The organism is Streptosporangium sp. NPDC002524 (assembly GCF_040295985.1).
In the GTDB taxonomy this organism is placed as follows: Bacteria; Actinomycetota; Actinomycetes; order Streptosporangiales; family Streptosporangiaceae; genus Streptosporangium.
The window spans coordinates 560281-584624 of record NZ_JBEOWK010000001.1 but is presented as its reverse complement, the minus strand read 5'-3'; the positions used below and the strand labels follow the sequence as shown (position 1 = coordinate 584624).

20 protein-coding genes are annotated in these 24344 nt (G+C 72.7%); 10 read left to right on the top strand and 10 right to left on the bottom strand.

The window, feature by feature from the left end:
• Window positions 1-106: 106 nt before the first annotated feature.
• From ABT053_RS02445 to ABT053_RS02435, 3 genes are all read left to right on the top strand, one after another.
• A complete protein-coding gene (locus ABT053_RS02445) occupies window positions 107-271 on the top strand; it encodes an FxSxx-COOH-like cyclophane-containing RiPP peptide (protein WP_350967018.1) in 165 nt (54 codons plus the stop codon).
• Between the two features lie 195 nt (window positions 272-466).
• Window positions 467-1357 (top strand): SIR2 family NAD-dependent protein deacylase, encoded by an 891-nt coding sequence (locus tag ABT053_RS02440; RefSeq protein ID WP_350967106.1) that lies wholly within the window; start codon window positions 467-469, stop codon window positions 1355-1357.
• Window positions 1354-3387: a tetratricopeptide repeat protein gene (locus tag ABT053_RS02435; protein ID WP_350967017.1), complete on the top strand. Its 2034-nt coding sequence runs from the start codon at window positions 1354-1356 to the stop codon at window positions 3385-3387. The genes ABT053_RS02440 and ABT053_RS02435 overlap by 4 nt, the downstream gene beginning before the upstream one ends.
• 51 nt (window positions 3388-3438) lie before the next feature.
• On the opposite strand, the gene ABT053_RS02430 is transcribed toward ABT053_RS02435, so the two are convergent.
• The 5 genes from ABT053_RS02430 to ABT053_RS02410 all read right to left on the bottom strand — a co-directional run bounded on the left by ABT053_RS02430 (window position 3439) and on the right by ABT053_RS02410 (window position 9983).
• Window positions 3439-4659: an MFS transporter gene (locus ABT053_RS02430; protein ID WP_350967016.1), complete on the bottom strand. Its 1221-nt coding sequence runs from the start codon at window positions 4657-4659 to the stop codon at window positions 3439-3441.
• A gap of 300 nt (window positions 4660-4959) precedes the next feature.
• Window positions 4960-6639: a hypothetical protein gene (locus ABT053_RS02425; protein ID WP_350967015.1), complete on the bottom strand. Its 1680-nt coding sequence runs from the start codon at window positions 6637-6639 to the stop codon at window positions 4960-4962.
• A 64-nt stretch (window positions 6640-6703) separates the two neighbouring features.
• Window positions 6704-7654 (bottom strand): carbohydrate kinase family protein, encoded by a 951-nt coding sequence (locus ABT053_RS02420; RefSeq protein ID WP_350967014.1) that lies wholly within the window; start codon window positions 7652-7654, stop codon window positions 6704-6706.
• 7 nt (window positions 7655-7661) lie between these two features.
• A complete protein-coding gene (locus tag ABT053_RS02415; protein ID WP_350967013.1) occupies window positions 7662-8600 on the bottom strand; it encodes a pseudouridine-5'-phosphate glycosidase in 939 nt (312 codons plus the stop codon).
• 123 nt (window positions 8601-8723) lie between these two features.
• Complete coding sequence (locus ABT053_RS02410) at window positions 8724-9983, bottom strand: putative sulfate exporter family transporter (protein WP_350967012.1); 1260 nt, start codon at window positions 9981-9983, stop codon at window positions 8724-8726.
• A gap of 139 nt (window positions 9984-10122) precedes the next feature.
• On the opposite strand from ABT053_RS02410, the gene ABT053_RS02405 reads away from it, so the two are divergent.
• From ABT053_RS02405 to ABT053_RS02375, 7 genes are all read left to right on the top strand, one after another.
• Window positions 10123-11025 (top strand): LysR family transcriptional regulator, encoded by a 903-nt coding sequence (locus ABT053_RS02405; RefSeq protein WP_350967011.1) that lies wholly within the window; start codon window positions 10123-10125, stop codon window positions 11023-11025.
• Between the two features lie 484 nt (window positions 11026-11509).
• Window positions 11510-13024, top strand: coding sequence for a phytoene desaturase family protein (locus ABT053_RS02400; RefSeq protein ID WP_350967010.1), 1515 nt, complete (start codon window positions 11510-11512; stop codon window positions 13022-13024).
• A 365-nt stretch (window positions 13025-13389) separates the two neighbouring features.
• A complete protein-coding gene (locus ABT053_RS02395) occupies window positions 13390-14097 on the top strand; it encodes a response regulator transcription factor (RefSeq protein ID WP_350967009.1) in 708 nt (235 codons plus the stop codon).
• Complete coding sequence (locus ABT053_RS02390) at window positions 14094-15512, top strand: sensor histidine kinase (protein ID WP_350967008.1); 1419 nt, start codon at window positions 14094-14096, stop codon at window positions 15510-15512. Before ABT053_RS02395 ends, ABT053_RS02390 begins: the two co-directional genes overlap by 4 nt.
• A gap of 339 nt (window positions 15513-15851) precedes the next feature.
• On the top strand, window positions 15852-17048 hold the full coding sequence (locus tag ABT053_RS02385; protein WP_350967007.1) for a bifunctional glycosyltransferase family 2/GtrA family protein: 1197 nt from the start codon (window positions 15852-15854) through the stop codon (window positions 17046-17048).
• Window positions 17045-19378 carry a mannosyltransferase YkcB-related protein gene (locus ABT053_RS02380; RefSeq protein ID WP_350967006.1) on the top strand — a complete coding sequence of 778 codons (2334 nt, stop codon included), beginning with the start codon at window positions 17045-17047 and terminating at the stop codon, window positions 19376-19378. The genes ABT053_RS02385 and ABT053_RS02380 overlap by 4 nt, the downstream gene beginning before the upstream one ends.
• A 400-nt stretch (window positions 19379-19778) precedes the next feature.
• Window positions 19779-20432: a TetR/AcrR family transcriptional regulator gene (locus tag ABT053_RS02375; protein WP_350967005.1), complete on the top strand. Its 654-nt coding sequence runs from the start codon at window positions 19779-19781 to the stop codon at window positions 20430-20432.
• A gap of 123 nt (window positions 20433-20555) precedes the next feature.
• On the opposite strand, the gene ABT053_RS02370 is transcribed toward ABT053_RS02375, so the two are convergent.
• The 5 genes from ABT053_RS02370 to ABT053_RS02350 form a co-directional block, all read right to left on the bottom strand.
• Window positions 20556-20825: a hypothetical protein gene (locus ABT053_RS02370; RefSeq protein WP_350967004.1), complete on the bottom strand. Its 270-nt coding sequence runs from the start codon at window positions 20823-20825 to the stop codon at window positions 20556-20558.
• Window positions 20826-20892: 67 nt separating this feature from the next.
• Complete coding sequence (locus ABT053_RS02365) at window positions 20893-21744, bottom strand: helix-turn-helix domain-containing protein (RefSeq protein WP_350967003.1); 852 nt, start codon at window positions 21742-21744, stop codon at window positions 20893-20895.
• A gap of 135 nt (window positions 21745-21879) precedes the next feature.
• Window positions 21880-22104 (bottom strand): hypothetical protein, encoded by a 225-nt coding sequence (locus ABT053_RS02360; RefSeq protein WP_350967002.1) that lies wholly within the window; start codon window positions 22102-22104, stop codon window positions 21880-21882.
• A 117-nt stretch (window positions 22105-22221) separates the two neighbouring features.
• Window positions 22222-23247: a phosphotransferase family protein gene (locus ABT053_RS02355; protein WP_350967001.1), complete on the bottom strand. Its 1026-nt coding sequence runs from the start codon at window positions 23245-23247 to the stop codon at window positions 22222-22224.
• Between the two features lie 125 nt (window positions 23248-23372).
• Window positions 23373-24287: a TIGR03620 family F420-dependent LLM class oxidoreductase gene (locus tag ABT053_RS02350; RefSeq protein ID WP_350967000.1), complete on the bottom strand. Its 915-nt coding sequence runs from the start codon at window positions 24285-24287 to the stop codon at window positions 23373-23375.
• Window positions 24288-24344 lie beyond the last annotated feature (57 nt).

Genomic DNA, 24344 nt, shown 5'->3' with positions numbered 1-24344 from the left:
ATGGCGGGCGCATCTTGAATTCCACTGGTACGGCGGAACGTCGCCGAACCGTGTTTGGGATGACCGAAAACAGGCCGATGGCGGGTTCGCCGAGTAGGGAGCGCAAATGCATTATGACGGTGCGGCGTCGGCGGTCTCCGTCGACATCGCCGATCTGTCGTTCAGGGACCTGGAGAAGGTTGGCAGCGCCTCCCTCAGAAGGGTGCTGAAAGAGCTTTTCGAGCACGGCGCCGACCTTGAGCCGAGCGCGGGTTTCGACAGCTCGATATGAGCGATCGCCTTGTGGTTCCGGGCAGACTGCGACAGAAAGATAACCGTGAAGCATTCGCCCGTTTCCCGGCGATCGGTGAGTCAGGCGCTCGGATCCGGCCCACCGGGGGTTGACCGCGGCAATAGAGTCGTTCGGCATCGGGTCCGCTTTCCGGACGGGCCTTCGGCCTGTGAGGTGGTGCCCCGCGTGCACGATATGGGGGAGGCCGAGTGGGAGCGCCTGCTCGACCAGTTGAACAGCGGGGACTGCACGCCCTTCCTGGGGTCGGGGGCGTGCGCGAGCACCCTGCCGACGGGGACGGCGCTGAGCCGTGACATGGCGCGCCGCTGGGACTATCCCTTCGACGACGACCACGACCTTCCCCGGGTGACGCAGTTCGCGGTGATGAGATACGGCGACTCGGTGTATGTGAAGAGGCGGATCTGCGACGAGCTCGACGCCGGGGGCGCGCCCGACTTCCTCGACCCCCTCGAACCGCACGGCCTGCTCGCGAGCTTCCCGCTCCCGGTTTACCTGACGACGAACTACGACGACTTCATCCTGCGCTCGCTCGAAGCGGTGGGGAAAAGGCCGAACGTGGCCATCTGCCCGTGGAACAAGGGGCTCGCCTACGCCGAGGACCTGTTCAGCAGCGAGGCGGGCTGGAACCCCGGGCCGGAGGCCCCGCTCATCTACCACCTGCACGGCAGCCTGCAGGATCCGGCGTCGATCGTGCTGGCCGAGGACGACTACCTGGAGTTCCTCACCAACCTCGCGGTCGACGGCGTCGCGGGCGGCCAGCGAATGCTGCCCACCTCCATCCTCGCGGCGCTGACCAGGAGACCCCTGCTGTTCATCGGCTACAGCCTGCAGGACTGGACGTTCCGCGTGCTCTTCCACGGGTTGCTGAAGGCCGTTCCCGGGATCAACCGCCGCAGGCACGTGAGCGTCCAGCTCGCCCCCTCGCTCGCCAGCACGAAGGCGGACGTGCTGGAAGTCCAGCGCCAGCTGGCCAGATACTACGAAGACTGGCGGATCTCCATCTTCTGGGGGACGGCGGAGGAGTTCTGCCGTGAGCTGCGCCGGCGGATGGGACCGGTGCCGTGACCCCCGACGTGACCCCCGAGGTGCCCCCCGGCCACGACCGGCCCGACGCGGCCGGCCAGCCGTACGTCGGCCTGCGGGCCTTCCGCCGCGAGGACGGCTCCAGGTTCTTCGGCCGCGACAGGGAGGCCTGCGAGGTCTCCGACCTGTGGCAGGCCGGGCGCCTCACCGTGCTGTACGGGCCGTCCGGCGTGGGCAAGACCTCGCTGATCCAGGCCGGGGTGCTCCCGCTGCTGGACGCGGGCAGGACCGACGTCCTGCCGATCGGCCGGGTGTCGCACGGCTCGCCCTTCCCGTCCGCCGCGCTCTCGCGGCACAACCCGCACGTGTTCGCGCTGCTGTCGTCGTGGGCCCCCCTGGAGACGCCCACCCGGCTGGCGGGGCTGACGATCCGCGAGTTCCTGAGCCGCCGCCCGCCGCGCCAGGACCCGTACGGCGACCCGGTGCTCACCCTGGCGGCGATCGACCAGGCGGAGGAGCTCTTCGGGGACTTCGCCCACCGCCAGCCGTACCGCGAGTGGTTCATCGGCCAGCTCGTCGAGGCGCTGGACGAGGACCCGAACCTGCGCCTCCTCGTCTCGATCCGGGAGGACTACCTCGCCGCGATCCTTCCCCACGAGCCGAAGCTGGCGGGCATGGCCAGGAGCCGCTTCCCGCTGACCGCCCTCGACACGGCCGCCGCGGTCCGGGCGACCGAGGGCCCGCTGGAGGGGACCGGCCGCTCGTTCGCCCCCGGCGCGGCGCGGGGCCTGGTCGACGACCTGCGCATGATCCGGGTCGGCCGGGCGCTCGGCGAGGAGGTCGTCGCCGACGCCAAGGTGGTCGAGCCCGTCCAGCTGCAGGTGGTGTGCTCAGCCATGTGGCGTTCCCTGCCCGAGGACGTGCGGGTCATCTCCTCCGACCACGTCCGCAGGTTCGCCAACGCCGACCGCTCGCTCACCACCTTCTCCGAACGGATGATCGCCGAGGTGGCCCGCGACCACCTCGGCGAGGACGTCGCCGAGCTCAGGAGCTGGCTGCGCCGCTGCTTCATCACCGAGCTCGGCACCCGCGAGGTCGTCTACCAGGGGGAGACCGTCACCGCGGGCATGCCGAACGCGGTGGTCAGGGCACTGGTCGACCGCCACATCCTGCGCGAGGACATCAAGGCGGGCACGCGGTGGTGCGAGCTGTCGCACGAGCGCCTCATTCAGCCGATCCTCCAGAACGACCACCTCGTCGTGCCTGCCGAGAGCCGCTCCTTCCCCGACGACTACCTGCGGGCCGCCGAGCTCTCGTTCCGCGACGGGGAGTTCGCGCTCGCCGCGAAGCAGGCCGAGGAGGCCCTGGAGCGCTGCGGCGACAACACCAGGATGCGGGCGGAGATCGAGTCCTTCCTCGGCAACGTCGCGCACCGGCGGGAGGACTTCGAGAAGGCCGTCTCCCACTACCGCACCGCCGCGGTCCTCTTCGAGACGCTGGGGGCGACCTCGGCGGTCGGCGGGCTGCTCGCCGGGATCGGCAGGCTGCGGCTGGCCCAGGCACGCCCCTCGGCCGCGGTGCGGGAGCTGTACTCGGCGATCCGCCGCGTGCCCAACGACATGCACATCCAGACCGAGCTCGCCTGGGCGCTCTGGTACGACGGCCACCCCGACGCGGCGCGCGACGTCCTCAACGACGTCCTGGGCCGGGAGGGGAACCTCACCGAGGCGCTGCGCGCCCGGGGCGAGATCCTCGCCGGGCTCGGCCGGGCCGAGGCCGCGCTGAGGGATTTCGACCGGGTACGGCCGCTGCAGTGGCCGTCCACCCGGGCCGCCCACGCGCTCGCGCTGGCCACGCTGGGCCGCTTCCCCGAGGCGGAGCGCGAGATCGGGGCGGTGTTGGCCGAGGCGGCGGACCACGGCCCGGTCCTGCTGTACGCCGCCAGGATCGAGGAGCTGTCCGGTGACGCTGCGGCGGCGGCCGCGCTGGCCGGGCGGGCCGTCGCGGCGAGGACGCCCGCGCTCCCCGCCCACCTGGCGGCGGAGGCGGAACGCCTGACCGGGCTCGCCTGACCTGGGTCGTCTGAACGGGCTCGTCCGATGGGACTCGTCCGGCCGGGCGTCTCAGGGGTGGGCCCGTCTCTCCCCGCCCGGCATCAGGCCGCCGCGCAGGGCGGGGACGGCCGTCACGACTATCGCGATCACGACCATGGTGACGAAGAGGACCACGGTCGCCCCGTCGCCGCCGAAGCAGGTGACGAGCAGGGCACCGAGTGGCGCCGCCACCGATATCGCCACGCGGCTGGTGAGCCGGGACACGCTCAGCACCCTCGCGATCTTGTCCGGGCCGATCTCGTGGGCCTCGAACGTCCTGATGCTGATGTTGCTGAGGGCCCCGCTGCACCCGGTCAGCAGCGTCGCCAGGGCGAAGAAGACGGGATGCCCGCCGAAGGCGGCGACGAAGAGCGCGAACGCCCAGATCCACACCTGCGCGAACAGCATGAAGGGCGGCGGCGTGACGCGCAGGACGACGAGGGACCCCAGGACCCCGCCCAGCCCGCCCCCCGCGAGCACCAGCCCGACGACCAGCGGCGACAGCTCCGCCGAGCTCGCGAGAAAGACCATCGTCAGCGCGTTGACCATCAGATTGGTGAGGGCGGTCAGCGCCATCGCGGTGCGCAGGAAAGGCCGCCGGCCCACCTCGCGCAGCCCGTCGCCGACTTTGACCAGCGGGCGCGCGTCCCGCCGGACATCGCTCGCGTCCATTCGCAGCAGGAAACCGAACGAGAGGAAGAAGAGCACGGTATTGACGGCGGACGGTATCGCCTGCCCGATTCCCAGCAGGAATCCGCCCAGCGGCCTTCCCGCCAGCACGGCGGTGTGGAAGCTCATCTCACTTCGCGCGAGCGCGCGGCGGAGCCCGTCGCGGCCGACCAGCGAGGGGATCAGCGCGTTCTCCGCCAGCGAGTGCAGGACCCACAGCGCCCCCTCGGCGACGGCGGCCACCATCAGCTGGGTCAGCGAGGCCGACCCGCAGAGCAGGGCCACGAACACGCCGGCCGCGGCGATCCCCCTGGCGGCCTCCGTCCACAGCATGACCTGGCGCGGGTTGAAGCGGTCGATGAGGGCTCCGGCCGGGATGTACAGCAGGAGGCCGGGGACGGTCGAGGCGAACCCCACCCATCCGGCGGCCATGGGGGAGCCGGTGAGCGCGAGGGCGATGAGCGGGTAGGAGACGCCGAGCGTCCGGAACGCGGTCATGGAAAGCGCGGATCCGGCCCACGCCAACCTGAGGTCCTTCGTGTTGTTGCGTGTCCGGGTCGCTTGCGCCGGTCCGTCCCCCACAGCTTGCGTATTCCTGTTCTCGTGTCAGCCGTCGGACAACAGCTGACAACTGATTTGTGAGGTTGGTCGTCAAAATCGCCGACGGAAGAGGAGAAATGGGATTTTGTTGACACGAAAACGAACAATGGGACCCCTGTAGCTCGGGTCCCATTGTCAATTCCGGCCTCGGGAGGCCCAAGCATAGCGCCGATTCAGATAAATGAATCAAGCTCGCCCGGCTCCGCCTGCCTTCACCGGATTCCTGTGCTCACACCCGTCCCTCCCCCGGGGAACGGACTCGGGGGAGGGACGGCCGGAAGGTCAGGCGGGCAGCTGGGCGTCGAGGCGGTAGCCGTCCACGGTGACGTAGACCTGGTCGCCCGGACGGGCGTTCAGGCGCATCAGGACGGGCTGCAGGGAGTCGAAGACGGGGTGGTCCCGCCAGACCAGGACCACCGCGTTGTCGCCGGGGCCGGTGACCGACAGCAGCGTGCCGGGACGCATGCCCAGCTGGGTGGCGTACCCCTCGGGCACGGCCACCGGGCCGCCCCGCAGGTGGTCGCTGGTCACCTCGATGCGCTGCCAGCGGGTCGGGTCGGACGACGGGCTCGCGGGCGGGTGCATCGGGACCCGCTGGCTGGTGATCAGGTGCGGCCTGGAGTTGCCGCTCGCCAGGGCCGACAGCGTGGCCAGGGCGGCGCGGGGGTCGATGGCCCCGGCGTTCACCTGCGGGATCGGCTGGCCGCCGCGGTGGTGGTGGCCGTTCGCCCCCGGGGTACGGCGCGGCAGCTGCCTGACCTCGGCGGTGGTCTCCTGGGGGACCGCCTCCTGCGTCGCGCTCGCGGCGAGGGCGTCCAGCCAGGCCTGGACCGAGTGGGACCGGATGCCGAGCTGGTGCTCCATGAGCCTGAGCACGTCGCTGTCGATCGGTTTGCCCGCCAGGAGCTGGCGGGTCCGCTCGCGCAGGCCACCCAGGTCGCCCACGACGAGCCAGTCGTCCTGGAGCCGCCGGTCGGGCATGAGCGTGACCAGCACCCTCCAGAGCGGGGTCCGCAGGGTGGGGACCTCGATCGGGTGCGCGGGGTCGGCGCCGATGAGCTGGTCCTTGGTGGCGGCGGAGCCCAGCCACTCGGTCAGCCCGAACATGTGCCCGGTGAGCGGCGCGGACTCCGAGGAGCGCAGCCAGAGCAGGATGCGCTCCTCGGCGGCGCGCTGGGCGGCCGAGAGCGAGTCGCGGTCGGCGTTCAGCTTGTGCGCGAGCGCGCGCAGGCTGATCGGGTCGACCGCGAAGAGCCGCTCGACGGCGACCGCGCGCTCCAGCGGGCTCCAGTCGCGGAACATGTTGTCGACCAGGCGGACCAACGGGTAGTCGCTGAGGAGCGCCTGGGGGCTGGGCGCGGCCGGCTCGGGAACGGCCGGTTCGGGGGCCGGCGCCTGCCGCTGCTCCTGCTGCGGCGGCGACGGCTGGGCGGGGACCTGCGGCGCGGGCGCCTGCTCCGGGTCCTGGACCCGCTCCTGGAACGGGACCTGCGCGTGGGCGGCGGCCGGCGCGGCGTGCTCGGCGATCCCCGGGATGCGGCCGAGCACCTCGCGGAACACGGCGGTGACCACGGCCTCGGGGGAGGACGCCGGGGGACCGGTCGCGGCCCCGCCCAGGTCTCCCGCGGTCAGGCGGCGCAGACGGTTCCAGCCGCCCAGTCCGGCGATGGCCGAGCGCGCGGGCTCCGGCCAGCCGGGCAGGGTGGGGTCGACCGTGTGGACGTGCAGCGCGGGCAGCACGTCGCTCAACGGCAGGTGGTCCCAGCGTGACAGCGAGAGCCGGGCCAGCCTGTCGCAGACCCAGTCGAGCCCCGCGGCGCCGAGGGCCTTGGGCAGGGTGACCGACGACCACCAGCCGGCGGGCAGCCGGGGGTCGGCGAGGGCTTCGGCGACCTGCTGGGGACGACTCCAGCGCAGGGCCGGGACCAGATCACTCAGGCAGATCGATGACTCGGCATCCATCGGCGGACCGTAACCTCCCCAAAGTGACGCGTGTGGCTAATGGTGCAGCTTACGCCGCAAGCTATCAATTGGTGTTAAGAGGGTAAAGCTCCTTAGTACCCAAATCAGACGGAAGGACACGCGGACGGCCGCCCAGGACCGTCACGGCCTCCGCCCCGGCGCGGCGTCCGGCGTCCAGCGCGACCTCGTCGGCGGCCCCGCCCAGCAGGGCCGTGAGCAGCCCGGCGGCGAACGCGTCCCCCGCTCCAATGGAGTCAACCACCTCGGTGGTGAGCGCGGGAACCCGGGCGGCCAACTTTCCGCCCCTGGCCATCAGCGCGCCGCGGGATCCGAGCTTCACCGCCGCCGCGCCGTAGCGGAGGCTCAGGCTCTCGGCCGCCCCCTCGGCGGTGGCCTCGCCGGTGAGCAGCAGCGCCTCGTCCAGGTTGGGGATGATGAGCTGGGCGGTCAGGGTCTCCTGGACGAACCGCTCGACGCCGAACGAGCGCAGGAAACCGGTCGAGGCGGGGTCGACGCTGATCGAGACGCCGCGCCGGGACGCCTCCGCCATGGCCAGCCGGGAAAGCTGGAGCCCCGGCTCGGCGAAGAGGGTGTAACCGGACAGATGGAGATGACCCACCCCGTCGAGCAGGCTCTCGTCCCAGTCGCCCGTGCCGATGTGCCCGCCCGCGCCCCGGTTGGTGAGCATGGAACGCTCCCCGGTCACGTCGACCATCGCGATCACCACCGCGGTGGGCCGGTCGGGGTCGACCCGCAGGTGCGGCCGTACCCCGAACCGCCGCAGCTCGGCGGCGTGCCAGTCGGCGGTGTCGAAGCCCGCCCGGGTCAGGATCCGCGCGTCGGCGCCCAGCCGGGCGGCCCAGGAGGCGGTGTTGGCCCCCGAGCCGCCGGGGCGCAGCACGATGTCGGCGGCGGTGTCCGTCCCGACGGCCAGACCGCTCCTGGCGGACCCGCCGTGAAGTGCGACGACGTCGGTCACCACGTCGCCGATGACCAGCAGACCCGTTCCGGTCACGGTGTCCTCAGTCTCCCCGGCTCCAGGAGGCCGCGATCCGCCCGGCGACGCGGGCGTTGCCCCGCACCGCGGCCAGGTTCGCCTCGAGCGAGGCGCCGTCGGTGCCGCGCACCAGGTAGCCCAGCAGGAACGGGGTGATGGCCTGGCCGGTGATCTGCCGCCGCTCCGCCTCGGCGAGCGCCTCGGCGAGGACCCGGTCGTGCAGCCCGGGGTCGAGCTGCTCGGGCAGCGGCACCGGGTTGGCGACGATCAGCGCGGTCTCCGGGCCGCCGAGCGCGTCCTGGGCCCGCATGATGCCCGCGGCCTCGTCCGGGGTCTCGATCCGCCAGTCGACCGGCTCGCCCGAGGTGTGCAGGTAGAAGCCGGGGAACTCGTCGGTGCGGAACCCCGCGATCGTGACGCCGCGCGTCTCCAGCCGCTGCAGGGTGGCCGGGACGTCCAGGATCGACTTCACGCCCGCGCAGACCACGGTGATGCGGGTCCGGCTCAGCATGTCGAGGTCGGCCGACTCGTCCTGGCTCTCGGTCCACCCGCGGTGCACGCCGCCGAGACCGCCGGTGGCGAAGACCCGGATGCCCGCCCTGGCGGCGAGGAACGAGGTCGCGGAGACCGTGGTCGCCCCGCTCGCGCCGAGCGCGGCGGCGGCGGGCAGGTCGCGGAACCCCAGCTTGCGAAGCCCCCGCTCACCGGCGACGCGCTCCAGCTCGCTCTTGTCGAGACCGATGCGCGCCACGCCGTCCAGCACCGCGATCGTCGCGGGCACCGCCCCGGCCTCCCGGACGATCCGCTCCAGCTCCACCGCGACCTCGAGGTTGCGGGGCTGGGGCAGGCCGTGGGAGATGATCGTGGACTCCAGCGCCACGATCGGGGCGCCCTGCTCCAGCGCCTCGGCCACCTCGCTGGAGGGGCGGAGCACGCCGGAGAGGGACTGTCGGGTGGTACGCATGAGCTGGTTCTGTCTCCTTGTCCGAGGTCGTAATCATTGCTTGCTTTTGGAACGGTGTAAACGACACCGTCTTCCCCAAAAAGAGCACGTTACGGCGGTTGCGAGGAGACGTCCACTCAAAGATCAGCCAACGACCAGCACTCCGAGCAGTGAGATCCCGCCGATGATGGCCGTGGCGATCCCGCCCAGGAGCAGCGATCGCCCGCCCCGCGCGAGCCTTCGCAGGTCGACACCGGTGCCCAGGGCGAAGAGCGCCGCCGCGAGCAGCACCGCCGTCAGGTCGGGGACCACCCGGGTGATTCCGGACGGGACCACGCCCAGGCTCCGGGCCGCCACGGCCGCGACGAACCCGGCGACGAACAGCGGCACCACCGGCGGCCGCCGCGCCACCCGCCCGGCCTCGAAACGGTCCGTCTTGGGGTGGCCTGCCTTGGTACGGCCCGCGTCGGTGGTACGGCCCATGTCGGGACGGCCTGCGTCGGTACGGCCCGTGTCGGGACGGCTTGCATCGGAACGGTCCGCTCCGGGATGGCCCATCTCGGCACGGCCCGTCTCGGAACGGTCCGTCTTTGTGTGGCGCGGGGAGGCCGGGTCTGTTTTGGTGTGGCGCGGGGAGGCCGGGTCCGTCTTGGTGTGGCGCGCCGAGGGCGCGGTACGGCGCAGGGAGAGGGAGGTGAGCCCGACGATCGGGGCGAGCAGGACGACCCGGGCCAGCTTCACGGCCACCGCGGTCGCCAGCACCCCCGCTCCGGCCGCCGCGCCGATGGCCGCCACCTGCGCGACCTCGTGGACCGAGGCTCCGGCCCACAGGCCCAGCTGGTGCGGGGTCAGCCCCAGCGCTCCCGCGAGCAGGGGCAGCGTGACGATCGAGACGCTGCCGTACAGGACGACCACGCTCACCGCGGCCGCCACGTCGTCGTCGTCGCTGTCGGCGACGTCGTGCATGGCGGCCACGGCCGCCGCCCCGCAGACGGACACGCCGGTCGCGATCAGCAGGGACCTGCGCGGGCTCACCCCGACGCGGCCCCCGATCCACCGCGTCGCGGCGAACGTGACGCCGGTCCCCGCGGCGACCACCGCCAGCGCCCGCCAGCCGAGCGCCAGCAGCTCCGGCAGCGCGATCTGCAGGCCGAGCAGCACGATCGCCAGGCGCAGCACCCTGCGGGAGGCGAATCCCAGCCCGGGGGCGAGGGACCGGTGCAGGCCGCCGAGGTTGGTGAGCGCGACCCCAAGTACCACCGCGACCACGGCGGCGCTCACCCCGGGAACGATCCGGGCCACCGCCGTCGCCAGGACCACCGCGCCGGCCGCGGCCCCGAGCCCCGGCGCGAGTGCCCGCGACGTTCTACGCCTCGCCGCCGGTGCCGGTGCCTGTGTCCGCACAGGTCGTACGGGTGTCTGAGGGGTTCGCGTGGTCGAGCCGGGAGGACGGGTGAGCGGGGAGACGGGCATCCTCCGAGTGTCGGCGCGGCGCAGGGAGGCCGGTAGCCGTCACCTACCTGGAAGGTCATAGCCTGGAGCTATGAGCGAGCTGCCCGACCTCGAATCCCTGCGCCTGCTCGTCGACGTGGAACGCCTGGGCAGCCTCGGCCAGGCGGCCAGGGCCGCGGGCATCGCGCAGCCGTCGGTGAGCAAGCGCATCTCGCTGCTGGAACGCCGCCTCGGGCTGCCGCTGCTGGAACGCACCCCGCGCGGGTCCACCCTCACCCCGCAGGGCGTGATGGTCTCGGCCTGGGCCACGCAGGTGCTGGCGGCGGCGGAGGAGCTCATGCGCGGGGCGGAGGCGGTACGGCACGGCCGGGCCGCGCACCTGCACATCGCCGCCAGCATGACGGTGGCCGAGTACCTGCTGCCGCGCTGGCTGGGGGAGCTCCAGGACCGCGAGCCCCAGGTCCAGGTCGGCCTGGACGTGCAGAACTCGGCCGAGGTGGCGAGGCTGGTCGGCGGGAAGATCGAGCTCGGGTTCGTGGAGGGGCCCTCGGTCCCGGCCGGGCTGGTGTCGCGGGTGGTGGCCACCGACAGGCTCGTGGTGGTGGTCGCGCCGGGACACCCGTGGGCGCGCCGCCGCACCCCGCTGCTCGCCGCCGAGCTGGCCGCCACCCCGCTGGTCGTCCGCGAGCGGGGGTCGGGCACCCGCGAGACGCTGGACCTCGCGCTCACCGGCCACGCCGCGGCCGCCCCGAAGCTGGAGCTCGGTTCCAACGCCGCGGTCAAGGGCGCCGCCCGCGAGGGGGCCGCCCCCGCCGTGCTCAGCGGGTACGCGGTGGAGGCCGAGCTGGCCACCGGCCGCCTGGTCGAGGTGCCCACCCGGGACATCGACCTCACGCGCCGCCTGCGGGCGGTCTGGCGCCACGGCCGAGCCCCCACCGGCCCCGCCGCCACCCTCCTCACGATCACTCTCTCCGCCGCCCGGGAGCAGCGGTGAGTGGCAGCGGGTGACGGTGTTCCGGGAGCCGGGCGGTCACGAGGCGGGCGGACGGGAAGCAACCGGGAAGCAGCCGGGGAACGGACGGCCGGTCGCGCGCCGAGCGGTCCATACGGTCCATACGGTCCATACGGTCCGTGCGGCCTGTGGAGCCCGTGGATCCGGTGGTCGCGGATCGGGGTGAGCGCGAGCGGTGCTGACAGGGGCGGGGGCGGGGTGCCGACCGAGCCGGTGGTCGGATCGCGGGGCTGAGTGACGCTCGGGCCGGTGAAGGCCGGTGAAGGCCGGGGATGGACGATACGGCGTGTGGGCTGCCGATTTAGGGATATTTCGGGATATGGTGAAGTGCATGGTGATGGTCGAGACGCCGAGCGTGCTCTGTCCCGAGCCGCACTGGCAGACGGGCCTCTGAGCGGCCACAGTTCCAGCCCCGAGCCCCAGCCCCGCGTCCCCTCACCCGCACCTCACCCCGTCGGGAAGTCCCGTGCTCCGCTCTCGCTACGAAGCCGTGATCGTCGGAGGCGGCCACAACGGCCTGGTCGCCGCCGCCTACCTCGCCCGAGCCGGCCGGCGCGTCCTCGTCCTGGAACGCCTCGGTCACGTCGGCGGCCTCGCCGTGTCGGCGCGGGCGTTCCCCGGGGTCGACGCCCGGCTCTCGCGCTACTCGTACCTGGTCAGCCTGCTCCCCTCGAAGGTCGTCACCGACCTGGGGCTCAGGATCGCGCTGCGCCGCCGCAGGTACGCCTCGTACACGCCGGTGGGCGACACCGGGCTGCTGGTCGACAACGGCGACGCCGTACGGACCGCGGCATCCTTTTCCCGGGTCACCGGCGGCGACGGTGAGCTGGAGGCGTGGCGGCGCTTCTACGGGATGACCGCCGACGTGGCCGAGCGGGTCGCGCCGACGCTGCTGGAACCCCTCGCCGACCGTACGGCGATGCGGGACCTCGTCGGCGAGGAGGCCTGGCGCGACCTGTTCGAGCGGCCGGTCGGCGAGGTGGTGGACGAGCGGTTCGCCGACGACACCGTGCGCGGGGTGGTTCTCACCGACGCTCTCATCGGCACGTTCGCCGACCCCTGCGACCCGGGCCTGCTGGCCAACCGCTGCCTCCTCTACCACGTGATCGGCGACGGGACCGGCGACTGGAACGTCCCCGTCGGCGGCATGGGCGCGGTGTCCGGCGCGCTCGCCGACGCGGCCCGTGCCGCCGGGGCGGAGATCCTGACCGGCGCAGAGGTCCTCGCGATCGACCCCTCGGGCGAGGTCGCCTTCCGCGACGCGGACGGCGAGCACGCGGTGACGGGCGAGCGGATCCTGGCCAACGTGCCGCCCGCCGTGCTCGCCCGCCTGCTCGGGGAAACCGAACCCGTCCCCGAGGGAGCCCAGCTCAAGGTCAACATGGTGCTCTCGCGGCTGCCGCGCCTGCGGGACCCCGGCGTGGACCCCGCGGCGGCGTTCAGCGGCACGTTCCACATCAACGAGGGCCGCGACCAGCTCGCCCGCGCGTACGCGGAGGCGTCGGCCGGGAAGATCCCCTCGTTGCCCCCGGCCGAGGTCTACTGCCACTCGCTGACCGACCCCTCCATCCTCGGCCCGGAACTGCGCGAGGCCGGGGCCCACACGATGACGCTGTTCGGACTGCACATGCCCGCCAGGCTGTTCAGGGAGGACCCGGCGGGGGCGCGCGAGGCCGCGCTGCGCGCCACGCTCGCCTCGATGAACGCGGTCCTCGCCGAACCCGTCGAGGACTGCCTGCTGCGCGCTCCCGACGGCAGCCCCTGCCTGGAGGCCAAGACCCCGGTCGACCTGGAGACGGAGGCGGGCCTGCCCGGCGGGCACATCTTCCACCGCGACCTGTCCTGGCCGTACGGGGAACCGGGGCTCTGGGGGGTGGAGACCGCCTTCGAGCGCGTCCTGCTCTGCGGCGCGGGCGCCCGGCGCGGCGGCGGCGTCAGCGGCATCCCCGGCCACAACGCCGCCATGGCGCTGCTCACCTGAGCTCACCCGACCCCCGCCTCCGACTCCTGACCCCCGCCTCCGACTCCTGACCCCTGGTCCGGCCCGGTCGGCCCGACCGGGCCGGGGCGAGACCGGGGGAAGCCGCCGGTCGGCCATGTCGGGCGCGGAAACCACGGCGGGCACGACGGCCGGGGCAGGCCCGGGACTACGGCGGGCGCGACGGCCAGGTCGGGCACGAGGCTACGCCAGGCGCGACGGCCGGGACGGGCGCGACGGCCAAGGTGGGTGCGACGACCAAAGTGGGCGTGGCGGCTGGTGTGGGCCCGAGGCTACGCCAGGCGCGATAGGGGCCACGGCCGGAGGCGTTCATCCGGCTCTCATGATGGGCGTCTACCGTGGAGGCCATGGCTGAGGGTGAGGCGGCGCGGGTGCTGGTCGTGGACGACGAGCCCGCGCTCAGGGAGGCGCTGCAGAGCAGCCTGGAGTTCGAGGGATACCGGGTCGGCCTGGCCTCGGACGGCCAGGCGGCGCTGGAGGCGATCGATCGGGAGCCGTACGAGCTGGTCCTGCTCGACGTCATGATGCCCCGGCTGGACGGGCTGACCGCCTGCCGCAGGCTCAGGGCGGCGGGCAACCACCTGCCGGTGCTCATGCTCACCGCCCGCGACGCCGTGGGCGACCGGGTCTCCGGCCTGGACGCGGGGGCCGACGACTACCTGGTCAAGCCGTTCGAGCTGGACGAGCTGCTGGCGCGCGTCAGGGCGCTGCTGCGGCGCGGCGCCCTGAGCGCGCCCGCGGCCGAGGACGACGCGGTCCTCGCCTTCGGCGACCTGCGGATGGACGTCGCCGGGCGGGAGGTCACCCGGGCCGGAGAGCCGCTGGAGCTGACCCGCACCGAGTACCTGCTGCTGGAGCTGTTCATGGTCCATCCCCGCCAGGTGCTCACCCGCGAGCAGATCCTCAGCGAGGTGTGGGGCTTCGACTTCGAGCCGTCGTCCAACTCCCTCGACGTCTACGTCATGTACCTGCGCCGCAAGACCGAGATCGGCGGGCGCCCCCGGCTGATCCACACCGTCCGGGGCGTCGGCTACGTGCTGCGGACCTCCGCGTGAACGGTCGCCGCTCCCTGCGCTCCCGGCTGACCCTGCTGGTGGCGGCGGCCGTGGCGCTCGCGATCGCGGTGTGCGCGGTGCTGTGCTGGTTCGTCGTACGGGCCGAGCTGCTGCGGCAGGTGGAGCGCTCGCTGGAGGGACGGCCGCAGGGCATCGAGTGGATCGGGCCGTACTGCCCGGGAGGACCGCGAGGGGCGGGAATCCCGCGAGGTCCGGAGGGCCCGGGGGAGGGCCCGGGACGCAGGCCGCAGCCCCGCCTCCCGCCCATCCAGCTGCTCTACGCCGACGGTGCGAGGTGCGTGGCGGGTTCCACGCCCGTCAGGGTCACCCCGGGGGACCTGGCCCTGACACACGGCCCCCCGGGCCGGCAGGCGTTCAGGAACGGCGTGACCGACGCGGGCGAGGAGGTCCGGGTGATGACGAGGAACGTCCGCCCCGGCGTCGCGATCATGGAGTCCCGCTCCCTGGAGGAGGTCCGCGCCACGCTCGCCACGCTCGCCTGGATCCTCGCGGGGGTCACCGCGCTCGGCGTGCTCGGCGCCGCCTCCGCCGGGCTGCTCGTCTCCCGTACGGCGCTGCGTCCCGTCGGCCGCCTGACCGAGGCCGTCGAGTACGTCGCCAGGACCGAGGACCTCGACACCAGGATCCCGGTAGAGGGTACCGACGAGATCGCCAGGCTCGGCGTCTCCTTCAACGCGATGACCACCGCGCTGGCCGGGTCCCGCGAACGCCAGCGGAGGCTGATCGCCGACGCGGGGCACGAGCTGCGCACCCCGCTCACCAGCCTGCGCACCAACATCGACCTGCTGCTGCGCAGCGAGAACGCCGGGCGCCCCCTCGACGCCGCCCCCAAGCGCAGGCTGCTCGCCAACCTCAAGGCCCAGTTCGAGGAGATGTCCACGCTCGTCGGGGACCTGCTCCAGCTCTCGCGTTCGGAGGACGAGCACGAGCCGCACGTCGAGGTCGCCTTCCACGACGCCGTCGAGGCGGCCGTGCGCAGGGCGCGGCTGCGCGCCCCCGACACCTCGATCGAGGTGGAGCTGAGCCCCTGGTACCTGCGGGGCGACCAGGCCGCCCTGGAACGGGCCGTGGTGAACCTGCTGGACAACGCGGTGAAGTTCTCGGCGGACCGGCGGGAGCCGGTGGTCGTGCGGCTCCGCGACGGTGAGCTGACCGTCAGGGACCACGGCCCCGGCATCCCGGGGGAGGAGCTGCCGTACGTGTTCGACCGGTTCTGGCGGTCGTCCTCGGCGCGCAGCATGCCCGGCTCGGGACTGGGGCTCGCCATCGTGGCCAAGGCCGTGCGCGACGCCGGGGGAGAGGTGATCCTGGAGAACGCCGCCGGAGGCGGCACCCTCGCCCGCGTCCACCTGCCCGGCTCTCCCACGCGGGCCCCGGTCACTCCCGGCACGTGAGCGGCCGGTCCCCGTTACCCGTTGTTTCTCCTTCTTCCTCCCGCTCCGGGTACGTGAGCGGTCGTCCCCGTTCGTTCTCCCTGCGTTCTTCCCATTGCCCGTGAGCCTTCCTTCGGCCGCGCCGGGCACGGGAGTGGCCGTCCCTGTCGTGCCTCTTCTCTGTCGCTTCGGGTCGCTTCGGGCATGTGAGCCGCTCGCCGGAGCCCCTCGTGGAAAGAACCGACCGAACCGGTCGCGTTCCTTTCTCACCCCGTGTTAACGATCGCCTCAGGGTCACTCAAGATCACGCGACCACTGTGAGGGCATGAGACAACCGAGCCCCCGCCCCCGGAGGGCGGCGTGAAGCAGGCCACGGCACCGGCGCGCACCCGGCTGGTCGAGATCGTGGTCCCCGTACACAACGAGCAGCGGGTGCTCGGCGAGAGCGTCCGCCGCCTGCACGCCTACCTCACGAGAACCTTCCCCTACGGCTTCCGCATCACGATCGCCGACAACGCCAGCACCGACGCCACCTGGCGGATCGCCACCGCCCTCGGCCACGAGCTGTCCCACGTGCGCGCCCTGCGCCTGGAGGACAAGGGCCGGGGCCGCGCGCTGCGCCGGGCGTGGTCGGAGAGCGACGCCGACGTGGTCGGCTACATGGACGTGGACCTCTCCACCGACCTGGACGCCTTCCTGCCGCTGGTGGCCCCGCTGCTGTCCGGCCACAGCGACCTGGCCATCGGCACCCGGCTGTCCCGGGGCTCCAACGTCGTCCGTGGACCGAAACGGGAGTTCGTCTCGCGGACGTACAACCTGCTGCTCCGGTCGGCGATGGGGGCGCGGTTCTCCGACGCGCAGTGCGGTTTCAAGGCGGTCCGCACCGAGATAGCGCAGGCGCTGCTCCCCGCGGTCGAGGACGAGGAGTGGTTCTTCGACACCGAACTGCTGCTCCTCGCCGAGCGGCACGGGCTGCGCATCCACGAGGTGCCCGTCGACTGGGTGGACGACCCCGACAGCCGCGTCGACATCGTCAGGACCGCCGTGGACGACCTCAGGGGGATGGCCAGGGTGGCACGGAGGACGTTGTCGGGCGCGGCGAGGATCCCGGTACCGCCGCGCGTGCGGGGAGCGCGGCTGCCCGGGGGCATGGGCCGCCAGCTGCCCAGCTTCGCCGTCATCGGCGCGGTCTGCACCCTGGCGCACCTGCTCCTGTTCGTGACCCTGCGCCTGGTGATGCCGGCCGTCGTGGCCAACGGGGTGGCCCTGCTCGTCACCGCCGTCGCCAACACCGCGGCCAACCGGCGCTTCACCTTCGGTGTCACCGGCCGTGCCGGAGCCCTCCGCCACCAGCTCGAAGGCGGCCTGGCCTTCCTCGTCGGCCTGCTGCTGAGCACCGGCGGCCTGGCCCTGCTCGACCTCGTCGCGCCCGCCGCGTCCACCGCCGCGGAGGTCGCCGCGCTCGTGGCGGCCAACGCCCTCGCCACCCTCGTACGCTTCCTGATGCTCCGCGCCTGGGTCTTCAACCCCCGCCGCGCCAAGGAGACCACCTCATGACCACCGACTCCTCGCGGGACACGGAATCCTCGTCGTCCACGCCCGCGCCCGGCACGCCCGCGCCCGGCACGCCCGCGCCCGTCACGCCCGCGCCCGGCACGCCCGCCTCCCCGGCGCAGGGGACGCGCACCGCTCTCCGACCGGCGCTCTCCGCTCTCGGTGACCCGAGGCCGACCGCGCCACCCGTGCCACCCGCGTCAGGTACGGCGACGTCTCCTTCCGGCGGGCGGCAGGTCTTCTGGAGGAGCCGCGCGGAGCGGGGCGGCGGGGTCGGCGGTGCCGTGCGGCGGGTGTTCCTCGGTGGCCCCGGCGACCCCCGGTGGGCCCGGCCCGGCCTGTGGGGGGTGCTCGCGCTGGCCACGGTCCTGTACGTGTGGGCGCTCGGGCGCAACGGGCACGCCAACGACTACTACTCCGCCGCGATCCTGTCGGGCACCCAGAGCTGGAAGGCGTTCTTCTTCGGGGCCCTGGACGCCGGGTCGTTCATCACCGTGGACAAGCCGCCGCTCGCGCTGTGGGTGATGGGACTGTCCGCGAGGGTCTTCGGGTTCGGCACCTGGAGCATGCTCCTGCCCCAGGCAGCCGCCGGGGTCGCCGCCGTCGCCGTGCTCCACTCGGCCGTGCGAAGGGCACTGCCCGGCGCGTACGGCCACGCCGCCGCGCTGGTCGCGGCCCTGGTGATGACGCTGACCCCGATCACCGTGGCCATCAACCGGGACAACAACCCCGACACCCTCCTCGTCCTGCTGCTCGTGCTCGCCGCGTGGTTCTGCCAGGAGGCGGTACGCGCTGGCCGGATGCGCGCGCTCGTCGTCTCGGCGGTGCTCGTCGGGCTGGCGTTCAACACCAAGATGCTCCAGGCGTATCTGGTGCTCCCGGTCTTCGCCCCGCTCTACCTGGCCATGGCTCCCGAGCCCCTGCTCCGCCGCCTCGGGCACCTGCTCGCGGCGGGTGCCGCGCTGGTGGTCTCCAGCGCGTGGTGGATGGTGGTCGTGGACCTGTGGCCCGCGTCGAGCAGGCCCTACGTCGGCGGCAGCACCGACAACTCCGTCCGGGACCTCGTCATCGGCTACAACGGCCTCGGCCGGGTCTTCGGCGGGAGCGGCGGACCCGGTGGAGCCGGTGGGCCCGGTGGACCTGGAGGTGGTGGCGGGTTCGGTGGCGAGGCGGGGGCCGGGCGCCTGTTCAACGACGTCATGGCCGGGCAGATCTCCTGGCTGCTGCCCCTCTCCGCGATCGTCCTCGTCGCGGGCCTCGTCCTGGTCGCACGCGGCCCGCTCCGCGACCCCAGGATCGCCCTGACGTTGTGGGGCGGCTGGCTCGCGGTCCACTACGTGGTGTTCAGCTTCTCCAGCGGCACCTTCCACCCGTACTACACCACCGCGATGGCCCCGGCGGTCGCCGCCCTGACCGGCCTCGGCGGGGTGCTCGTGTGGCGGGCCCAGCGGGAGTCCGGGGCCTGGTCCTGGGTGTTGCCCCTGGGCGTCGCGGTCACCGGGGCGTGGGCGTTCACGCTGCTCCGGCGCGCCGGGGACGCCGGGGACGCCGGGGACTTCGTACCCTGGCTGCCCTGGGCGGTGGCCGCCGCGACCGTCGTGGCGGTCGCCGGGTTGCTCCTGGCCCGCTTCGGGCGGCGGCTCAGGTCGCGGATCGCCGCGGTCGCGCTGACGGCCGGGCTGGTCGCGGTCCTCGCCGGACCGGCCGCCTACGCGCTCACCCCTCTCGGCTCGCCCGTCAACGGGACCAATCCCACCGCGGGCCCCGCGGGGAGCGGCGGCTTCGGCGGCATGCGGGGCGGCTTCCCCCGCGACGACGGTTCCCGGAACGGCCCCCAGAGCAGCACTCAAGGTGGCCTCTCCGGCGGCACACCGGAGCAGACTCCCGGCCAGGACCCGGGACAGGGTACGGCCGGTGGTTCGCGGCAGGGCTCCGCGCCCGCGCGTTACGGCTTCCCCGGCGGGACGCGGGGCGGTTTCGGCGGGGCGCTGGACCAGCGGATGGCCGACTACCTGAAGAGGAACCGGGGCGGCGCGACCTGGCTGGTGGCGGTGAGCAGCGCGCAGGGCGCCTCCTCGGCCATCCTGTCGACCGGGCTGCCCGTCATCGCGATGGGCGGCTTCACGGGCGGCGACCCTGCCATGACCGTGGACCGGCTCAAGGAACTCGTCTCCTCGGGGCGGCTCAGGTACGTGATGGCCGGGGGCGGCGGCAGGGGCGGGCCCGACGGAGGCGGTGCCCAGGTGACCGAGTGGGTGCGGGCCAACTGCGCCGCCGTCAAGGCGTCGGAGTACGGCGGCTCCACCGACCAGTCCCTCTACCGCTGCGGCTGAGCACACCCGCTCGACCCCGAAAGCCGCGACAACCCTGGACACCGCGACGGTTCCGGACCATCGCGATGGTCTTGGAGGCCGCGATGGCCTGGACGCCGCGACTGCAGCTGAGCATGCCCGCTCGCCCCCGAAAGTTGCGACTGCCCTGGACGCCGCGACGGTCCCGGGGATGACGGCTCGGAGACCGCGACGGCCCCGGAGGTCCCGACAACCCCGGACGCACCGGGGGCCCGGCAATGTCCCGGGCCCCCGGTGCGTCCCGGTGGTCGTCGCCGTATCTGGTCACCGCGTCCGCTCGTACGGTGACCGGATGCGGTCGTCGAGACCAGGGCAAAGCTATTGACTGGTTCGCCAATCAGGAGTAGTGAGGCGGTGGCCCGCGCTGCTGTAGTCTTGCGCCGTGCACAGCGGAGGAGGAGCGCGCAGCAGCCGCGCCGACCAGGCCGACCAGCGCCGAGCGGAGCTCCTTGAAGCCGCCAGGCGAGTCGTGCTGGAGCGCGGGCTGGCCAGCACCCGCGTCGCCGACATCGCGAAAGCGACGAACGTGAGCGGCGGGCTGATTCACTATCATTTCGCCACCAAGGACGATCTCATCACCGAGATGCTCCGCAGCACCAGCGACTCCGAGATCCAGCGGCTGAAGGAGATCGTCTCGGGCCCCGGCACCGCCGTCCAGCTTCTCGACCGCGTCCTGCGCTTCTACATCCCGGCCTCCCGCTCCGACCAGAGCTGGATCCTCTGGGTCGACGCCTGGGCTGTCGGGGTGCGCGAGGAGCACGTCCGCACCATCCTGCTGGAGCTCGAGGGCGCCTGGATCGAGATCCTCAGTCAGGTGATCTCCGACGGTGTGGCCTCGGGGGAGTTCACCTGCGACGACCCCCTGGGCTCGGCCGAGCGGATCGACGGCATGCTCGACGGTCTCGTGGTCCGATACACCCTGCACACCGGCAACATGTCGCGGAGCCGGATGCTCCACCACGCCCGGGTCGCCGCCGCCCGCGAGGTCGGCCTCGACCTCTCCGACTTCCCCGACGCGCCCGCCGAGAGTTCCTGAGGGCCGGTCGGGCCGGACGCCTCGTCACCGCGGAGGCGGGCGGTCGCGGAGGTCTCCCGCGTACAGGTCTGAAAGGAAGACTCCCGCGTACAGGTCTGAAAGGGAGAGAAAGGGAGAAGAGACTCAGACCCGGGGGGTGGGCAGGGCGGCGAGGAGGAAGGCCAGCCGGGCCGCGGCGGCATCGATGTTCTCGCTGCAGCCGAGCCGGTAGCCCCACGACGTGATGAAGCCGCCGTCCGGGGAGCAGGTCACGGTCTCGGCCAGGGTGTTGCTGAAGCGGTTGCGGACGTAGATGTACGCGGGATCGCCGAACGAGATCCGCTGCACGGAAAGGTCGGCGTGCAGCCGTATCGCGGCAACGAGCCTCTCGAGACAAGACAGCGTGTCCAGCATCGTGCGTCACCTCCGTCTCGACAGAGAATTGCACGATCTTGGGATGCTAATCAAGCAATTGCGGTGTTTAGTCCTTTGATTGTCCGGAGAAATCGCTGAGTACTCGGACGATCACCGATCTGGCATCCTCCCTGAAGGCCGCGACCTCGCAGAGCTCCTCGAAGGTCCGCGCGTAGAAGGCGACGTCCTCCGGGTCGCGCAGCAGCAGGTCCCTCGTCCTGGTCGGCACCGCCACGTGGTCCTCGTCGTACATCCAGAAGCCGTTGAGCAGGGCCGAGGGCAGGGACGCCTCGAAGGGGATCACGCCGAACTCCACGTTCGGCAGCGCCGTCACCGCCAGTAGCCGGTCGAGCTGCCCGCGCATCACGTCCAGCGGGGCGAGCCGGTGGCGCAGCGCCGCCTCCGGCATGACGAACCTGAACCGCTTGCTCTGGTCGTAGAGGATGTCCTGGCGCTGCATGCGCACCCGGATGGCCGCGTCGATCTCGTCGGGCGCCCGGTAGAGGCGCTTGATGCGGGTGAAGATGCTCCGGGCGTACTCGGTGGTCTGCAGCAGCCCGATGATCACTCCGGGCTCGAACACCCGCAGCTGGGTGGTCCGCGCCTCCACGTCGCGGATGTCCTCCTGGAGCGCCGCCAGCCCGCTGCGGTGCCGCTGCCGCAGGGAGTCCTGGCGGTCCAGGAGACCCGCCGCCTGCTCCACCAGCTCCACGGTGATCGCGGGGGAGGCGTCCACGGCCCGGGCCCACTGGGTGACGTCGTCCTCGGTCGCGGTCTGGCGGGCGTTCTCGATCCGGGAGACCTTGGACGCCTGCCACCTCAGCCGCTCGGCGAGCTCCTTGCCCGACAGGTGCGCGGCCTCCCGCAGGTGCCGCAACCGCACACCGAGGTCGGTCCTCGCCTGCTGGAACCCGGTCACACGATCTCCTCGGCCGTTCGCGCGGGCCGGGTGCCGTGACCGCCGTACGCCTGTGCTCCCCGCCCGCTCACGTCACCTCCCGCATGGTGCGCACGACGCTAGACCTGCACGTGTGGATCAAGCCAGAGAGCACTCCTAATCGTGACCAATATTTACGGAAAGTACGCGGCGCGCGATCTCCGCGAGAAGCTCACGTGGTACCTCGACGGCGGTCTCGCCGTCCAGGACGTGGCGCAGATCGGCCAGCGCCGCCGCGTCGGTCACCCGGAGACCCTGCACCACGATGGTCCCGCGGTCGGTCTCGTAGAGGGAGGGACAGGCCCCCGCCTCGGAGGTGGAGCCAAGAAACCGGAGACGCATGACTGAATCCTTCCCCGAACCACATCGCAGAGCAATTGCGAGCAATCCTGGAATGCGGAAGGTTGCATGAAGGTTTCAATCACCGGCTAACGCACATTTCGCCTATTTCATCGCATGTCACATGAACGTCTGGGCGCGGGCGAACAGGTTCAGCGTGGTGGCGTGGAGCAGGTCCCCGATCTCCCTGGGAGCCTTGCCCGCGCAGGCGCGGGCGTGCGTGCCCTCCAGGACGATGCCGAGCTTGAAGCAGGCCATCACCGCGTACCAGTCGACGGCCGACAGGTCCCGGTCCGACAGGGCCGCGTAGCAGCTGACGAGCTCGTCGGCCGTGGCGAGCCCGGTGATCCCGCCGGAGATCACCCCCACGCCGTCGGGGGTCGGCCAGGTCGCGAGCAGCCACCCCAGGTCCAGCAGCGGGTCGCCCACCGTGCACATCTCCCAGTCGACGATCGCCGCCACCCTGGGCCCGTCGCAGGCGAACATGAGGTTGGCCAGGTGGTAGTCGCCGTGCATGATCCCCGGGACGAACTCCTTCGGCCGGTTGCGCTCCAGCCAGGCCGCGGTCTCCGCCAGCTCCGGGATGTCGGGCCCCGGATACCCCTCCAGGGCCCCGTAGCCGTCCAGCTCGCCCATCCAGCGGGGCACCTGCCGCTCCAGGAATCCCTCGGGGCGGCCGAACCCGTCGAGCGCGCCGTGGTCCACCCGCCCGAGGTCGGCCAGCGCCGAGGCCGCCTCCAGTCCCATCCGGTGCCGGATCGCGGGATCGCCCGCGTGCGGCTGGGGCAGCTCGACGGTGGCGTTGAACCCCCGGACCGGCTCCATCAGGTAGAAGACCGCGCCCATGACGCTCTCGTCGGTGCAGGCCGCGACCAGGCGCGGCGCCGCCACCGGCGTGTCGCGCAGGACCGTGAGCACCCTCGCCTCCCGGCGGAGCACCTCGTTGCTCCTGGCGCGCGGGTGCAGCGGCGGCCTGCGCAGCACGTACGACGCCCCGCCGCGCTCGAAGCGCACCATGACGTTCTGCGTCCCGCCCGTCACCGGCGCGACCCGCTCGAACGGCCCTTCCGGCAGCCCCCGCGCGTCCATCCACGCACCGAGCACGTCGAAGTCGATCGCGGTGACGTCGATGTGCGTGGACGTCATGCGCCCTCCTTGACCGAATGATGTTCTGGGTGGGGTGAATCTACGATTCCCGGCCGCGACGGTCAATAGTGCCCCGCCCCGGCGGAGGCGTCGCCCGCGCCCGGAGGGTCTCCGTCACTCGGCCGTCACCCGGCCGTGGCCAGGGCGGACAGTTCGCGCCACTCGCGCATGGGGAGCTCCCCGGGGGTGGCGGTCAGGACCTGCAGGCACACGTGGTCCGCGCCCGCGTCCAGGTGGGCCCGGACCCGCTCGGCGATGACTCCGGCGTCCCCGTAGGCGACGATCGCGTCGACCAGCCGGTCGCTCCCGCCGTCCGCCAGGTCGTCGTCGCCGAAGCCCAGCCTGCGCAGGCTCGCGATCTGGTGGGCGGCCATGCCGATGTAGGGGCCCAGGTGTCCCCTGGCGACCTCGCGGGCCCTCGTGAGATCGGTGTCCAGCACGACGGCCTGCTCGACCGCGAGGAAGGCGCCGGGACCCATGGTCTCCCTCGCCCGGTGGGTGTGCTCCACGGGCACGAAGTAGGGGTGCGCGCCGAGGGTCCGCTCGGCGGCCAGGGCCAGCATCCGCGGCCCGAGCGCGGCGAGGACGCGCCGCGGGGGCGCCGCCGGTGCGGGGGAGCCCAGCGGGATGGCGTCCATCGCGTCGAGGTAGGCGCCCATCGTGCGCACGGCCCGGCCGCGGCTGGGGACGCTGAAGCCGTTCATCTGGATGGGCGTGTCGGACACCCGGTGCCCGCCGAGGCCGAGGAGGTAGCGGCCGGGGTACGCCTCGTTGAGCGCGCGCTCGGCCGCCGCCATGGCGATGGGGTCGCGCAGGGCGATGTTGGCGATGCCCGCGCTCACCACCAGCCGCCGGGTGGCGGAGAGCAGCAGCCAGGCCTGGCTCACGCTGTCGCGGCCGAACGCCTCGCCGAACCACAGGGCGCCGTAGCCGAGCTCCTCGATCTCCGCCGCGGCCTCGCGGACCCGCTGCGCGGGCTGGTCGTCGAAGGCGAAGGTCCAGAGCCCGACGCGTCCGAGGTCGGCGGTGTCGTCGTTCATTCGGGGGCCCCTCTCCGGGAATTATCCGGAGAGGGTCTCCGGATAATATGACCGTAT